Here is a 13,307-nt window from a genome sequence, read left to right as displayed (position 1 = left end):
TTAGGGTGAGCCCTGCTGTTCACGCAACGGGAGGGCTCATGCCGCAGATCACCGTCGACTACTCCGACCGGCTCGCCGGCGGCTTCGACCGGCCCGCCTTCGCGCGGGCCCTGCACGAGGCCGTCGTCGAGATCGCGGCCGCGAAGCCGCCGGCGTGCAAGACGCAGTTCCGCCGTACCGAGGACACCGTGGTCGGCCCGGACACCGACGGGCACGCCGTCGTGCACGTCACGCTCGGGCTGCTCGCGGGCCGCACCGACGAGACCAAGGCGCGCCTCACCGAGGCCGTGCTGGAACTGGCACGGCGGTACACCGAGCCGGGCGACGGCCTCGCCCTGCACGTCTCCGCCGAGGTCCGCGACCTGGACCCGTCGTACCGGAAGTTCGAGACCCCGTAGGCCCGCGCCTCAAGGGCGGGGTGTCCCGGGGTCCGGCCCCGGGGCCGCCCCGGCGCTCACCGGGCCGTCAGGGCGAGCAGCCGGCCCATCAGCTCGCCGAAGGGACCGTCGGCCGGCTCGTCGGCGGTGACGCGGCGCAGCAGGGCGGCCATCTCCTCGTCGTGGGCGGCGGCCACCGCGAGCAGCGCGCCGAAGTCCTGCACGAGCTGCGCCTCCAGCTCGGCGCGCGGGATGCGGCGCCCGTCCAGCCAGATCAGCGCCGTCGACTCGGCGAGCGAGATCCAGGAGCGGACGACCAGTTCCAGGCGCGCGGGCGGCTCGCCGACGCCCAGGTGCGAAAGGATCTGGACATACGCGGACTGCCGCACGGAGTCCACGAGCGCGTTGGCCGTCGACGAGCCCCCGGCCGGACCGCCGCGCATCAGGGCCGAGAAACCCGGTCCGTGCTCGTCCACGAAGTCGAAGTAGCGGCCCATCACGCGCAGCAGCCGCGCCCCCAGGGGGCCCTGCCCGGGCTCCACGAACCGGGCCGCCAGGTCGTCCGAGGCACGCTTCAACGCGGCCTCGTACAGGCTGAGTTTGCCGGGGAAGTAGTGGTAGACCAACGGCCGCGAGATGCCCGCGGCCGACGCTATCTCGTCGATGGAGACCTCGTCGGGCGAGCGGCGGCTGAACAGTTCGAGCGCGACGCCGATCAACTGCTGCCGCCGCTCCTCGACGCCCATCCTGCGGCGTACCCCGGTAGTCATGCGAACACCTTACCGATTGAATCCGGCCCCGAACGGGCCGGACGGGACATCGGTGTTCACATGTCGAGCACGAGCCGCGTGCCGCGGCACCGGGACACGCAGATGAGCATCGAGTCGCCTCTCTCCGAGTCGGTCAGCAGCTCGTCCCGGTGGTCGATCTCGCCCTCCAGCACCTTCTGCTGACACGTGCCGCACCAGCCCTGCTCGCACGAGTACGGGGTGTTCGGCAGCTCCGCGCGCACGGCGGCCAGCACCGAGGAGTCGCCGGGCACCGTCAGCGTGCGCCCGCTGCGGCGCAGCTCGACCTCGAACTCCCCGTCCCCGTCGGCCGTCGTACGCGGCGCGAACCTCTCCAGGTGCAGGGCGGCGCCCTCGGGGAGGTGCTCCGCCACGGCCGCCATCAGACCCTCGGGGCCACAGCAGTACACGGCCGCACCCTCGGGCAGGTCCGCCAGGAAGGCGCCGGGTTCCGGCCGCCCGTCCTCGTCCTCGGCGACGACGGTGACCCTCCCGCCCTCCGGGTCCAGCTTCCCGACCTCCTCCAGGAACGGCATCGACGCCCGCGTCCGACCGCCGTACAGCAGCCGCCAGTTCGCGCCCTCCGGCAGCGCCCGCAGCATGGGCAGCAGGGGCGTGATGCCGATGCCCCCGGCGACGAACGCGTAGGCGGGCGCCTCGACCAGCGGGAAACGGTTGCGCGGACCGCGCACCTCCAGTTCCGTCCCCTCCTGCACCTGCTCGTGCAGCTCGCGCGAGCCGCCCCGCCCGTCCTCGACCAGCCGCGCGGCCACCGTGTACGACGAGGTGTCCTCCGGGTCCCCGCACAGCGAGTACTGCCGCACGAGACCCGAGGGCAGCACCAGGTCCAGATGCGCGCCCGGTTCCCAGCGCGGCAGGCCGGTGCCCTCCAGGCGCAGCAGCACCACCCCGTCGGCCAGGCGCTCGTGCGCGGTCACCAGCAGCGTCAGCGGGCGGACCGCGGACTGCCCGGGGACCGGCGGCCGCGTGGCGGACCCCGCCCGGGGCCGCGCGCCGGATGCCCGGCGCCGCACCGCACGGCCGACGAGGAGGGCGGCACCGGCCGCCAGGAGCAGGGGTGCCGGCTTCCGCAGCCGTGCCGGGAACGGGAACGGGACAGGCTTGTTGGACATGGCGTCAATGTACTGACGGGTAGCCCCGCGGGGAACCCTTCGGCCGGTACTTGTTGACGTTGGCGTCAACTAGCGGGCGGGCGGCCCTAGTGCAGCCCGCCGATCGTCCGCCCGTTCTCCAGCGTGCCCTTCAGCTCGGCCCGCGCGCCCTGTTCGGCCTTCGCCGTCAGCAGGTTGCCGTCGGCGGAGCCGCTGATACCGCCGGTGGCCTCGACCGACGTCGTACCGCGACTGCCCGCGGCGAGCAGGTACCAGTGCCCGCCCTGCGACTTCCACAGCACCCCGGCCAGCACGTGCGGGTCGCGTTCGCCGCAGGCCGGCACGTCCTGCGCCTTCGCCGCCACCGCGCCCTGCGTCCCGCCCGGCGTCCGGAACTGCGCCAGCACCCGGGCCCCCGCACCGCGCCAGGTGTCGGCACGGGTGCACACCCAGTCCCCCGACCCCGTCCCGTCGGGCAGCGGCTGCGCCGCGAACTCCCAGGCGTTCACCGACCGCACCCCCTGCCCGCGCACCGCGCCCAGCGAGCAGGCGTACGGCGCCCAGGCGGCCCGCGCCTTCGCGCCCGAGGCGTCCTTCGCGGAACCGGGACGCCCGGTGGTGAGCCGGGCCGGCACCAGCTCGCCCAGGTCGGTCACCACCCGGGTGTCCGAACCGTCGGTCAGCTCCAGCGCGTTCCACGACGTGCACGCGCCGGACCGCTGCTGCACGGGGCTGGCCAGCGGCGAGGTGACGCCGTCGGTGAGCGTCAGCTCCCTGCTGCCGGAGCCCGGCGCGGCCAGGTCGCGCGTCGCGGCCCCCGTCACCCAGGGCGCCGTCAGATAGCGGACGTTGCCGTCGGCACGGCCCAGCACCACCGCGGTCGCCGTGGCCCGCCCGGCCCCGTCGGTGCGCGCGAAGTCCAGGGCGGCACCGGCGGAACCGTCCTCCGGCTCGGCGTACCGCACCAGGCGCAGACCGTCGTGCAGGACCACCACGCGCGCGTTGTCGACCTCCCCGGCGTACAGCAACTGCGGCGGACCGGCCGGGCCTCCCGTCGGCGTCCCCGGCGTCGTGGAGACCCCGACGCCCTCACCGGGCCGGGCCCAGACGGCCAGGGCGCGGCGCAGCAGCTCCCGGTCGCCGGTGAGGCCGCCGCGCGCCGGCCACACCGAGAAGTCCGTGCGCGCGGACGTCTGCCACGCGGCGGGCGCGACGCGGGTGAGCCGGCCGGGGTCGAGGGCGGCCTCGGCCGCGGGATTGCGCGCGTAGGGCGGGGCGGCGGCGCCGTCCGGCCCCCAGCCGTCCCCGGGCAGCCCGAGCAGCGCCCCGCACACCACCAGCGCCGCCCCGGCCACCAGCGCGGCCTTCGTGTGCTGGCGCCGGCGCAGCAGATCGGTCGGGCGCGCCTGCAGCGAGCACGGGTCGAACTCGGGGGAGCCGAGCAGTTCGTACTGCCCCGGCACCCCGTCGGCCTCCCGCAGCGCGGCGCCCGCGTCGGCCACCCCGGCGGCCGTCAGCACCTGCCGCACCGCGTCGTCGGGCAGCCGCTCCAGACCGCGCAGCACGAACGCGGCACGCCCGGGGCCCGAGAGTGCGGACAGCCGCTGCTCCAGGGCGAGTTCGTCGGCGCCGCCGGAGCGCGGGAAGAGCTTGAGGCCGCGCACGTGGGGCAGCAGCGGCGGGAACTGGGACCGCCGGGGCCACGCCCGCCGCCGCAGCGGCAGCCCCGCGTCCAGCGCCGTACGCACCACCCGCAGCCGGACCAGCGCGTACCCGGGGTCGGTGGCGCGGCCGGCCGACTGGGCCGGGATCAGGGGCGTCGTCGTCCGGCCGCGGGGCAGGGCACGCTGGGCGAGGGCGTGCGCGGTCAGGACACGGCGGCCCCGGCCGAGGCCCGGCGGCAGCACCAGATAGGCCAGCCGGGCCAGGCGCGGGTAGTGCTCGACGAGCGCCGCCTCGGCCTGCTCGACGTCGACGACCGGGTCGGCCGACGAGGCGGAGGACGGTCCGGGGCGCGGGGCGACATCCTGTGGCTGCACGTTCAGCAGAACGAGCGAACGGCACGATGGTCACCGTACGGCGGCCCCGCGCGGGGCGTGCCGTGCGCTACTCGCCCTCCGGTTCCTCCTCCACCAGCAGCCGCGCGTAGGCGGCCATCGACCGCTGGTACCGGGGGAGATGCGGCGCCAGCGCGCCCAGCACCAGGGACAGCCCCTCGCGGTCGCGGCCCATGCTCGACAGGCACAGCGCCAGCGTGGCACGCACGGCGTCGTCCAACTCGTCGGACGGCGCCACCAGTTCCGGCGAGAGCAGCTTCACACCCTCCTCCGGGTGCCCGGTGTTGCGCAGGGAACTGGAGAGCTGGATCTTCGCCCGGCGCCCCTTGTACGGGCTGATCTCGCCGAGCCCGCGCGCCAGCGCCTCGCGGTACAGCGGCACCGCCCGGTCGGAGTGGCCCGTGGAGTCCCAGGCGCAGGCCCGCTCGAACAGGCCGAGGGGGCTGTCCGGCGGCAACTCGTCGGCGAGGGCGTCGACGACCGCCCGGAAACCGGCGGCGTCCTCCTCGGCGCAGTCGTCGAATGCCGCCCAGGCGGCCGTCACGCGCTCTTCCCAGTCCTGGTCCACCCCGTCACTCTCGCACGGTCCCGGCACGGGAGCGCCCGGTCGTGCTTCCTGAGCGGTTCGCGCCCCGCGTCCGTACCCATGACGAGAGCCCCGCACGGGGGCTCGGTGCGGCACGCCGCACCACGCGGACCGGAGGAACACATGAGGCCGACCCGACCGATGCTCGCGCCGGCCGCCCTGGCGGCGGTCCTGGCGCTGACCGGCTGCGGCGCCGAGGGGGACGGCGGGGCCGCCGTCCCCGAGACGGCGACCGGCAGCCTGGAACACCTGGCCGCCGAGGCGGAGTGCGCCCCGGACCTGCAGACCGACGCCGACACCGTCCGCCAGGCCCTGTGCGGAACGGGCGAGGAGAAGTACGTCCTCGCCACCTTCGCCACCGACCGCGGCCAGCGGGAGTGGATCAACACCGCCAAGGACTACGGCGGTTACTACCTCGTCGGCCGCAAGTGGGTCGCCGTCGGCCACCAGGACGTGGTGGCGGACCTGCGGGGCCGGCTCGGCGGAACCCTGGAGCAGGGGGCCCGGCACGGTGGCGGCGGCGGGCACCCGGCCGGACACGGCGGCTGACCGCGCGTACGGGGACCCGCGGAGGGCCGGTGGCGGACGTCCGCCACCGGCCCCCTTCCGGCTGCCGGGCCCGCGCCGCTACCGGCAGTCCTTGCCGCGGTTGATGCAGTCGACCACCTTGTTCATCAGGTTCTCGTCCATGACGTTGATGAAGTCGTTGTGGTCGGTGACCGGCTTGTGCAACTGCTCCGGGAAGCTGTCCACGGCGTACGGGTTGCGCACCTGGCCGTTCTCGACGGCCGGGGTGGGGATGTCGTACGCGAGACGGACCTGGAGCTGGGGTACGGCCCGGAAGCCCTCGGGGCAGCGGCCGTCCTCCTGGACGAACGCCATGTGGTCGCGGTGGTTGGCGCTGTCGGTGTTCTGACCGTCCCAGCAGCTCTGGAAGTTGGTCGTCCGCAGCACCTGGCTGCCCTCCGGGCACAGCGGGTACTTGTCCGTCACCTGGCGGTCCTCGAAGCCGGAGCAGCTCCAGGAGGTGTTGGCGTTGGCGTCGCCGTTGGTGAAGGACTTGGCGTCACCGGTGATGATGCGCAGGAACTTCGGCATCGCGACCACGTCGCCCTGCCGGCTGCCGACGAACTTCAGCTCGGCCCGCGCCGGTTTGAGGATCCTGCCGACGTTGCCCTCGGCGCCGCCGCCCTGGTCGTTCGCGTCGAACTCCTCGGTGCCGTCCTGGAGGCGCAGCACCGGCCAGTAGTACGTGGACCTGTCGCCCTGGTTCTGACACGTGGTGTCCGCGTCGGCCAGGTCCTCGTCGCTGGAGAAGGCGTTGTTGTCCTGGTTGCCGACGTAGTCGTGCGTGTGGTGGGCGCCGTTGTCGACACCCGGAGCGGCGATCAGGTTGTCGCTGTTGAACAGGTTGTTCTCGTTGACGCCGCAGTCGGTGGTGAAGGTGCCGGTGGAACCGCCGTCGCCGTCGGCGGCCAGGCCGTTGCGGCTGTCGCGGGAGTTCGGCCGGACGTCGCCGATGTCGACGAAGTCCTCGGCGACCGGGCCCGCGACGCCGTTGCCGTTGTCGTCGCCGCCCTGGTCCTGGCCGCCGCCGTTCTGCCCGCCCCCGTTCTGGCCGCCGTTCTGGCCGCCGTTCTGCTGGTCCGCGGGGCGGCCCTGGCACGCGGCCAGCTCGTCCAGGCTGTCGTCGGCCTTGCCGCCGGCCCGGTTGATCTCCAGCTTGATGCGGTCGATGAGCGCCTTCCGCCGGTCCTTGAGCGGGCCCAGAATGGCGTTCTGGACGAACTGCGGGTCACCGGCCTGCGCCCGGCGCGTGGTGGCCAGCCGCTGGTAGGCGTCGGTGATCTGGCTGTCCATCGCGGCCAGTTCGCCGTCCACCTCGCCGCGCGCCCGGTGCGGCACGCCGCGGATCCGCTGGCCGACGTCGGGGCAGTCGATCGTCGCCACCTGCACGGCGGCCGACCTGGTCCGGTCGTGGCGCCCGTGCTCCTCGTGCGCCGAAGCGTAGAAGTTGGCCCAGACCAGCCCGCCCCCGCCGACCGCCAGGGCCGCCGCCCCGGCAACTATCCTGGTGGCCAGCGGCATACGGCGTTTTCTCGTGTTGCGTCCCATGGAACTCCTCTGACTTCCTTGCGGGGGGCATCGCCTGCGGGGCGTCGAGGGCGCCCGGCAGGAGCGAAGCGGCTCCCCTCCATACGCAAGCCGCTCCCGAGGTGTTCACCCGGGCGGGCAATCGCCGGGTCCCGTGGGACGTGCGGGACCCGGGACGTGGTCAGCGGCCCCGGTCCAGATAGGCCAGAACCGCCAGGACACGGCGGTTGTCGTCGTCCGAGACCTCCAGGCTCAGCTTCGCGAAGATGTTCGCCGTGTGCTTCGCGATCGCCCGCTCCGTGACGACGAGCCTGCCGGCGATCGCCGCGTTGGTCCGGCCCTGCGCCATCAGCTCCAGCACCTCCAGCTCCCGGGGGGTGAGCCGCTCCAGCGGCCGGTCCTCCGCCGCGCGCCGGCTGAGGAGCTGCTGGATGACCTGCGGGTCCATCGCCGTGCCGCCCGCCGCCACCCGCCGTACGGCGTCCACGAACTGCTCCGCGTCGAAGACCCGGTCCTTCAGCAGGTACCCCACCCCGCCGCTCCCGTCGGCCAGCAGCTCGCGGGCGTACAACTGCTCCACGTGCTGGGAGAGGACCAGCACCGGCAGCCCGGGCCGGTCGCGGCGGGCCTGGAGCGCGCACTGCAGGCCCTCGTCGGTGAGCGTGGGCGGCAGCCGGACGTCGACCACGGCGACGTCCGGCTGCAGTTCGGCCAGGGCCCGGGTGAGTTCGGGGCCCGTCTCGACGGCCGCGGCGATCTCGAAGTCGTGGGCCTCGAGAAGCCGGACCAGCCCGTCGCGCAGCAGGAACAGGTCTTCGGCTAGGACAACGCGCAAGGGATCTCCATGGTGACCATGGTGGGGCCGCCCGCGGGCGAGCTGACGGCCAGGACGCCGTCGAATGTACCCAGTCGCCGCTCCACCCCGGACAGGCCCGACCCCGCTCCGATCACGGCACCGCCCTTGCCGTTGTCGGTGACCGAGACCCGCAGCAGTCCCGCGTCGTGGTGGATGTCGATCCACATCCGGTCGGCGCCGGAGTGCTTCACGGCGTTGGTGAGTACCTCGCTGACGGCGAAGTAGGCGGCCGACTCCACGGGGGCCTCGGCCCGGCCCGGCAGATCCACCTCGACCTCGACGGTGACCGGCAGCCGCAGCGCCAGGGCGCGCACCGCGTCGCCCAGGCCGCGTTCCGCGAGCACCGGCGGGTGGATGCCGCGCACGAGTTCGCGCAGCTCGGTCAGGGCGTCGGCGGAGGAGCGGCGGGCCTGCGCCAGCAGTTCCCGTGCCTTGGCGGGGTCCTTCTCCAGCAGCGCCTCGATGGTGCCCAGGTCCATGCCCATGGCGACCAGCCGGGCCTGTGCCCCGTCGTGCAGGTCGCGTTCGATGCGGCGCAGCTCCGCGGCGGAGGTGTCGACGGCGTCGCGCCGGGTCTCGGTCAGCACCCGTACCCGCTCGGCGAGTTCGGTCTGGTCCGAGCCGAGGACCGCGCCGGTGAGCCGGAAGTGGGCCTGCAGCAGGAGCGGGGAGAGGCGGAACGCGGCGACGAGGAGGACGGCGCCCAGCGCCGCCGCGTACAGGCCGGTGATCTGGTCCGAGACGGGCACGAAGCCGTACCAGTAGGTGTCGTCCCAGGCCCGCCACAGTCCGGCCGCGATCACGAACCCCTCCAGCGGGTAGACCGCGAGCACGAAGGCCAGCAGCGCGGTGACGAAGCCCGCGGTCATGTCGACGGGCAGCCAGCGGAAGTCCCGCCAGGTCGCCGGGTCACGGAGCATCCCGAAGGTGCGCGCCCACGGGTTGGCGCCTTCGGGCAGCGGCCGGTAGGCCCGCGGGATGCGCACCCCGCCCCACTCGGCGGCGAGCAGCCGCCGCCAGTCCGCGAACATCCGCACGCCGGTCAGCACCCACGGCGTGGTGACGATGCCTATCCCGATCGGGACGAGGGCGACGGACACCAGGGTCAGGCAGAAGCACAGCACCGCCCCGGGCAGGGAGACGAACGCGAGCGCCAGCCCCCGCAGCGCCGACAGCGCCAGGTGCCGCGCCGATGCCCGCCTCCGCCCCGGGGCCGGGGTCCGCCGTGTGCCGCTCTTCGTCTCGATGCTCATGGCGTCAGTCTCCCCAAGACGGCGGCGCGGGGCACGGGGCCGGGCACCCCGGTCAGGGGGTGGTGCCAGATACACCCCCGCCGGGACCGCCGGGACCGCCGGGACCGCCGGGACCGCCGGGACCGCCGGCGAGGGCGAGGACCTCCGCCTCCCGCTCCGGGTCCAGGCCGACCGATGGCCGGTCCGGGCGCAGCGGTGCCGTGCCGCCCAGGTCCCGCAGCCAGGCCCAGGTGTCGGCCACGGTGTCCGTGACGGGCCGGCAGGCCAGGCCCGTCGCCCGCGCCCGGGAGACGTCCAGGCTCTGCAGGGCGTCGTGCAGATCGCTGCCGGGCGGGGTCCACACGGGCAGCTCCCCCCACGGCTCGATGCCTGCGGCGAGGACGGTCTCGGGGGCGGTCCAGCGCAGCTCCGCGGCGGTGCCCGTGGCCGCGACGCAGGCGTCGAGCAGGCCGCCCATGGTGGTGTGCCCGGGCGGGGAGGCCAGGTTGTACGGTCCGCCCAGCTCCCGCTCCACCGCGCCGAGCACCCAGCCGGCGAGGTCGCGGACGTCGATGTACTGCAGGGGCAGGTCCCGGGGGCCCGGGGCGAGGACGGGGCCGCCGCGGGCGACGCGGTTCAGCCACCACGGCAGCCGGCCGATGTTCTCGTACGGGCCGAGGATCAGCCCGGCCCGCACCAGCACCGAACGGTCGGCGCCGAAGGCGTCCGAGGCGGCCAGCTCGGCGCCCCGCTTGTCCCGGGCGTAGTCGAGCCGCCCGGCGTCCGCCGAGGCGCCCTCGACGAGCGGGGCGTCCTCGGCGTACCCGGGGGGCGGCGCCCAGGCGTACACGGAGCAGCTCGACACGTAGACGTACCGTCCGGCGCGGCCCCGCAGCAGCCGCGCCGCGTCCCGGACCGCGCGGGGCGCCCCCGACCAGGTGTCGACGACGGCGTCCCACGTGCCCCGGTCCAGGGCGGCGAGCCCGTCGGACGCGGTGCGGTCGCCGTGCAGCGCCCGCACCCCGGGCGGCGGGGCGTGCCGTCCGCGGTGCAGGACGGTGACCTCCCAGCCCCGGCCGAGGGCCGCCTCGACCACGGCCCGCCCCACGAACTCCGTCCCGCCCAGCACCAGTAGTCTCATGCCGGTCACTGTGCCGCACACGGCGGCCGGAGGGAACGGGACTCTGCCGACGGCAGACGGACCCGGGGCCGGGCGGCCCGGTGGCTCAACGGCCGGTGGGCGGCGTGTACTTGTAGCCGACGCGCCGCACGGTCTGGATCGTCTGCCGGTGCTCCGCGCCGAGCTTGCGGCGCAGCCGCGCCACGTGCACGTCGACGGTGCGGCCGTCGCCCACGTGTCCGTAGCCCCACACCGTGGTGACCAACTGGTCGCGGGTGTGCACCCGGTTCGGGTGGGTGACGAGGTGGGCGAGCAGTTCGAACTCCAGGTACGTCAGGTCGAGTTCACGTCCGTCGACGGCGGCGGTGCGTCGTGCGGGGTCGATCCGGACGAGCGGGTCCTGCCCCTGGCCCCGGTCCGGGCCCCGGTCCCGGGCGGGCACCGGGCCCTGGAACGGCGGCTGCTGGTCGGCCGGGACCAGGACGAGGTAGCCGACCATCGGCGGGTGGCCCGGCAGCGCCGGCAGGGTGTGCGGGGGCGCGGGCAGCCAGGTGGCGCCCGGCGGCAGCAGGTCCGCGACGTCCGGCACCTCGTCCGGGGCGACGGCGCGCAACCGGTGCCGGGGCCCGCCGGAGTCGGGGAGGACGGCGGGGGAGTCGAGGGTGACGGTGGACAGGGAACGGGTGGTCGCCATGAGACGTCAGCTCTTTCGCGCGAGAGGTTCGTCGGGAAGGGCGACGGGCGCGAGTTCGTGGTCGGGCGCGTCGCGGGACGTACGTCGTGCGCACCGGCGGCAGGCGCAGAGGCCTGGGGGGACTACGGCTTCTGGCGGGCCGGCGCGGTCGTCGCGCGGCAACACACCCGGTCGAAGTCGTCGTGCTGACGGGAAGGCCAGAAGGGCTCGAGGTCATGGCGACCCGTCGCTGCGTACTTCCGGAAGCTGGCCATGGGCTCATTGAAGCAGACGGCGGCGGGGGAGAGGAGGGGCCTCTCAGTGTGTGGACGCCGACTGGCCGGAAGCAGACGGCCGGCCACTCATCCCTCCAGGCGTTTGCGCCAGTTCAGCGGGGTGAGGGCGATCGCCCTGCCCGGATCGCCGTCCCACTCCGTGGACAGCCCGGACCCCGCGAACGCCGCCACGACCTCGTGTCCGACGGCCGTCGTCGTCTCCTCGGAGCCGTCGAAGCCGCCGTAGTGCAGCATGAGCCCGTACCCCTCGGCGGCGGCCTCGGTGCTCTGCCGGTGGAAGAAGACGAAGCCCCGGGCCCCCTCGCGCTCCGCGCCGATCTCCGCCGTGCCGCAGCCCCGGCAGCAGGTGAAGTCCTCCCGGGCGGTGATGCCCGCCGCGTCCAGGGCGCGGAAGACCCGGGTGAGCCTTTCCGGGTCGGTGGTCTCCGTGCCCCAGGTCTCCTGCTCGGCCAGCCGCTCCAGCCACAGCCGGTCCACCAGCCGCCGGGCCTGGGCCCCGGAGACCGGCTGCGCACCGTCGGCGGTGTCCGGGGCGAGGTAGTCCCGTGCCGCCTCGGCGAGCCTCCCGCGGCTGTCGTAGCCGCAGCGCAGCAGCTTCCGGACCAGCGGCTCGACCTCCTGCCGGACCTCGTCCGGCAGCTCCGGGACGTCCTCCTCGGGCCCCAGGCCGACCGGTTCCCAGGCGACGCCCGCGTCCCAGCCGGGCTGCCGGCGGGCCCAGCCGGTCAGCAGGTCCGCCACCCGGTCCGGATCGCCCAGGTCCGCACCGAGGAACGCGTCCGCGGCGGACCGGTGCTCCAGCCGGTAGTCCCCGCCCGTCTCGTGCCACACCTGTGCGAACACGTCGGGGATGTCCGGTATCCGCTGCACGACCAGGAAGCGGTCGCCGGCGCGGCCGATGCGCGTCACCAGCTCCCGCAGCTCCGCGGCCCGGACCCGGGCGTGCGTCCGCCCGCTCTCCGTCTCGACCTTGACGGCGAGGTCCTCGTCGATCTCCATGCCCCTACCCTGGCACGCGCCACTGACAACGCGGCCCGGGGGCGGGGCGACCGGGAGCGGGCGGCCCGGACTCAGACCTGGCCGGCCTTCTCCAGCGCCGTGCAGCAGGTGTCGACGAGCAGGCGCGTCACGACGTACGGGTCGACGTTGGCGTTGGGACGGCGGTCCTCGATGTAGCCCTTGCCGTCCTTCTCGACCTGCCACGGGATGCGCACCGAGGCGCCGCGGTCGGAGACGCCGTAGGAGTACTCGTTCCACGGGGCGGTCTCGTGCAGGCCGGTGAGGCGGTCGTCGATGCCGGCGCCGTAGTGCTTGACGTGGTCCAGGGGCTTGGTGCCCTCGCCGAGCGACTCGCAGGCGGTGATGATCGCGTCGTACCCCTCGCGCATCGCCCGGGTGGAGAAGTTGGTGTGGGCGCCCGCGCCGTTCCAGTCGCCCTTGACCGGCTTGGGGTCGAGGGTGGCGGAGACCTCGAAGTCCTCGGCGGTGCGGTAGAGCAGCCAGCGGGCGACCCACAGCTGGTCGGAGACCTCCAGCGGGGACAGCGGGCCGACCTGGAACTCCCACTGGCCCGGCATGACCTCGGCGTTGATGCCGGAGATGCCGAGACCGGCCTTGAGGCAGTTCTCCAGGTGCGCCTCGACGACGTCGCGGCCGAAGATCTCGTCCGCGCCGACACCGCAGTAGTAGCCGCCCTGCGCGGCCGGGAAGCCGCCCTCGGGGAAGCCGAGCGGACGGGAGCCCTTGAAGAAGGTGTACTCCTGCTCGATGCCGAAGACCGGCTCCTGCGCGGCGAAGCGCTCGGCGACCTCGGCCAGTTCGGCACGGGTGTTGCTCGGGTGCGGGGTCAGGTCCGTGTCGAGGACCTCGCACAGCACCAGGATGTCGTCGCCGCCGCGGATCGGGTCGGGGCAGGAGAAGACCGGCTTGAGCACGCAGTCCGAGGAGTTGCCCTCGGCCTGGTTGGTGGAGGAGCCGTCGAAGCCCCACACGGGCAGGGCGTCCAGGCCGGCGGGCGCGTCCGTGATGATCTTCGTCTTGGAACGGAGCTTGGCCGTCGGCTCGGTGCCGTCGATCCAGATGTACTCGGCCTTGAAGGTCACCGGGGCCACATCCT

13 protein-coding genes are annotated in these 13,307 nt (G+C 74.4%); 2 read left to right on the top strand and 11 right to left on the bottom strand.

The window, feature by feature from the left end; translation table 11 throughout:
• The first annotated feature begins 38 nt into the window (after positions 1-38).
• Positions 39-398: a 5-carboxymethyl-2-hydroxymuconate Delta-isomerase gene (locus tag IG88_RS0126485; RefSeq protein WP_031046159.1), complete on the top strand. Its 360-nt coding sequence runs from the start codon at positions 39-41 to the stop codon at positions 396-398.
• Positions 399-454: 56 nt separating this feature from the next.
• Here IG88_RS0126485 and IG88_RS0126480 read toward each other — a convergent pair whose 3' ends face one another.
• The 4 genes from IG88_RS0126480 to IG88_RS0126465 all read right to left on the bottom strand — a co-directional run bounded on the left by IG88_RS0126480 (position 455) and on the right by IG88_RS0126465 (position 4,902).
• Positions 455-1,147 (bottom strand): TetR/AcrR family transcriptional regulator, encoded by a 693-nt coding sequence (locus IG88_RS0126480; RefSeq protein WP_063760644.1) that lies wholly within the window; start codon positions 1,145-1,147, stop codon positions 455-457.
• A 56-nt stretch (positions 1,148-1,203) separates the two neighbouring features.
• On the bottom strand, positions 1,204-2,298 hold the full coding sequence (locus IG88_RS0126475; RefSeq protein ID WP_037836741.1) for a PDR/VanB family oxidoreductase: 1,095 nt from the start codon (positions 2,296-2,298) through the stop codon (positions 1,204-1,206).
• A gap of 86 nt (positions 2,299-2,384) precedes the next feature.
• Positions 2,385-4,316 carry a hypothetical protein gene (locus IG88_RS0126470; protein WP_031046153.1) on the bottom strand — a complete coding sequence of 644 codons (1,932 nt, stop codon included), beginning with the start codon at positions 4,314-4,316 and terminating at the stop codon, positions 2,385-2,387.
• Positions 4,317-4,383: 67 nt separating this feature from the next.
• Positions 4,384-4,902, bottom strand: a complete 519-nt coding sequence (locus IG88_RS0126465) for a tetratricopeptide repeat protein (protein ID WP_031046150.1) — start codon at positions 4,900-4,902, stop codon at positions 4,384-4,386.
• Positions 4,903-5,043: 141 nt separating this feature from the next.
• Between IG88_RS0126465 and IG88_RS0126460 the strand changes: the two genes are divergently transcribed.
• The gene (locus tag IG88_RS0126460) at positions 5,044-5,469 is read left to right on the top strand and encodes a hypothetical protein (RefSeq protein WP_031046148.1); all 426 of its coding nucleotides are present in this window, start codon (positions 5,044-5,046) and stop codon (positions 5,467-5,469) included.
• A gap of 78 nt (positions 5,470-5,547) precedes the next feature.
• Here the strand turns inward: IG88_RS0126460 and IG88_RS0126455 are convergent, their stop codons facing one another.
• The 7 genes from IG88_RS0126455 to glnII all read right to left on the bottom strand — a co-directional run bounded on the left by IG88_RS0126455 (position 5,548) and on the right by glnII (position 13,293).
• On the bottom strand, positions 5,548-7,035 hold the full coding sequence (locus tag IG88_RS0126455) for a DUF1996 domain-containing protein (RefSeq protein ID WP_031046146.1): 1,488 nt from the start codon (positions 7,033-7,035) through the stop codon (positions 5,548-5,550).
• A 160-nt stretch (positions 7,036-7,195) separates the two neighbouring features.
• A complete protein-coding gene (locus IG88_RS0126450; protein ID WP_031046144.1) occupies positions 7,196-7,849 on the bottom strand; it encodes a response regulator in 654 nt (217 codons plus the stop codon).
• Complete coding sequence (locus IG88_RS0126445; RefSeq protein ID WP_031046143.1) at positions 7,834-9,123, bottom strand: sensor histidine kinase; 1,290 nt, start codon at positions 9,121-9,123, stop codon at positions 7,834-7,836. The genes IG88_RS0126450 and IG88_RS0126445 overlap by 16 nt, the downstream gene beginning before the upstream one ends.
• A gap of 52 nt (positions 9,124-9,175) precedes the next feature.
• Positions 9,176-10,243 carry an SDR family oxidoreductase gene (locus IG88_RS0126440; protein WP_078861621.1) on the bottom strand — a complete coding sequence of 356 codons (1,068 nt, stop codon included), beginning with the start codon at positions 10,241-10,243 and terminating at the stop codon, positions 9,176-9,178.
• An 85-nt stretch (positions 10,244-10,328) separates the two neighbouring features.
• Complete coding sequence (locus IG88_RS0126435) at positions 10,329-10,916, bottom strand: winged helix-turn-helix domain-containing protein (protein ID WP_031046136.1); 588 nt, start codon at positions 10,914-10,916, stop codon at positions 10,329-10,331.
• 341 nt (positions 10,917-11,257) lie between these two features.
• The gene (locus IG88_RS0126425) at positions 11,258-12,190 is read right to left on the bottom strand and encodes a DUF6891 domain-containing protein (protein ID WP_031046134.1); all 933 of its coding nucleotides are present in this window, start codon (positions 12,188-12,190) and stop codon (positions 11,258-11,260) included.
• A 71-nt stretch (positions 12,191-12,261) separates the two neighbouring features.
• On the bottom strand, positions 12,262-13,293 hold the full coding sequence (gene glnII, locus IG88_RS0126420) for a glutamine synthetase (protein WP_031046131.1): 1,032 nt from the start codon (positions 13,291-13,293) through the stop codon (positions 12,262-12,264).
• Between the last annotated feature and the right edge of the window lie 14 nt (positions 13,294-13,307).

The sequence above is a fragment of the Streptomyces sp. NRRL F-5650 genome, assembly GCF_000721365.1.
GTDB classification, from domain to species: Bacteria; Actinomycetota; Actinomycetes; order Streptomycetales; family Streptomycetaceae; genus Streptomyces; species Streptomyces ardesiacus.
This window is presented reverse-complemented; position numbering and strand designations above follow the sequence as displayed.

Bases quoted from the DNA above. Each gene is read 5' to 3' on its own strand.
- IG88_RS0126455 (WP_031046146.1), bottom strand. From the start codon at position 7,035: ATGGGACGCAACACGAGAAAACGCCGTATGCCGCTGGCCACCAGGATA.
- IG88_RS0126425 (WP_031046134.1), bottom strand. From the start codon at position 12,190: ATGGAGATCGACGAGGACCTCGCCGTCAAGGTCGAGACGGAGAGCGGG.
- IG88_RS0126480 (WP_063760644.1), bottom strand. From the start codon at position 1,147: ATGACTACCGGGGTACGCCGCAGGATGGGCGTCGAGGAGCGGCGGCAG.
- IG88_RS0126435 (WP_031046136.1), bottom strand. From the start codon at position 10,916: ATGGCGACCACCCGTTCCCTGTCCACCGTCACCCTCGACTCCCCCGCC.
- IG88_RS0126445 (WP_031046143.1), bottom strand. From the start codon at position 9,123: ATGAGCATCGAGACGAAGAGCGGCACACGGCGGACCCCGGCCCCGGGG.
- IG88_RS0126475 (WP_037836741.1), bottom strand. From the start codon at position 2,298: ATGTCCAACAAGCCTGTCCCGTTCCCGTTCCCGGCACGGCTGCGGAAG.
- IG88_RS0126485 (WP_031046159.1), top strand. From the start codon at position 39: ATGCCGCAGATCACCGTCGACTACTCCGACCGGCTCGCCGGCGGCTTC.
- IG88_RS0126460 (WP_031046148.1), top strand. From the start codon at position 5,044: ATGAGGCCGACCCGACCGATGCTCGCGCCGGCCGCCCTGGCGGCGGTC.
- IG88_RS0126440 (WP_078861621.1), bottom strand. From the start codon at position 10,243: ATGAGACTACTGGTGCTGGGCGGGACGGAGTTCGTGGGGCGGGCCGTG.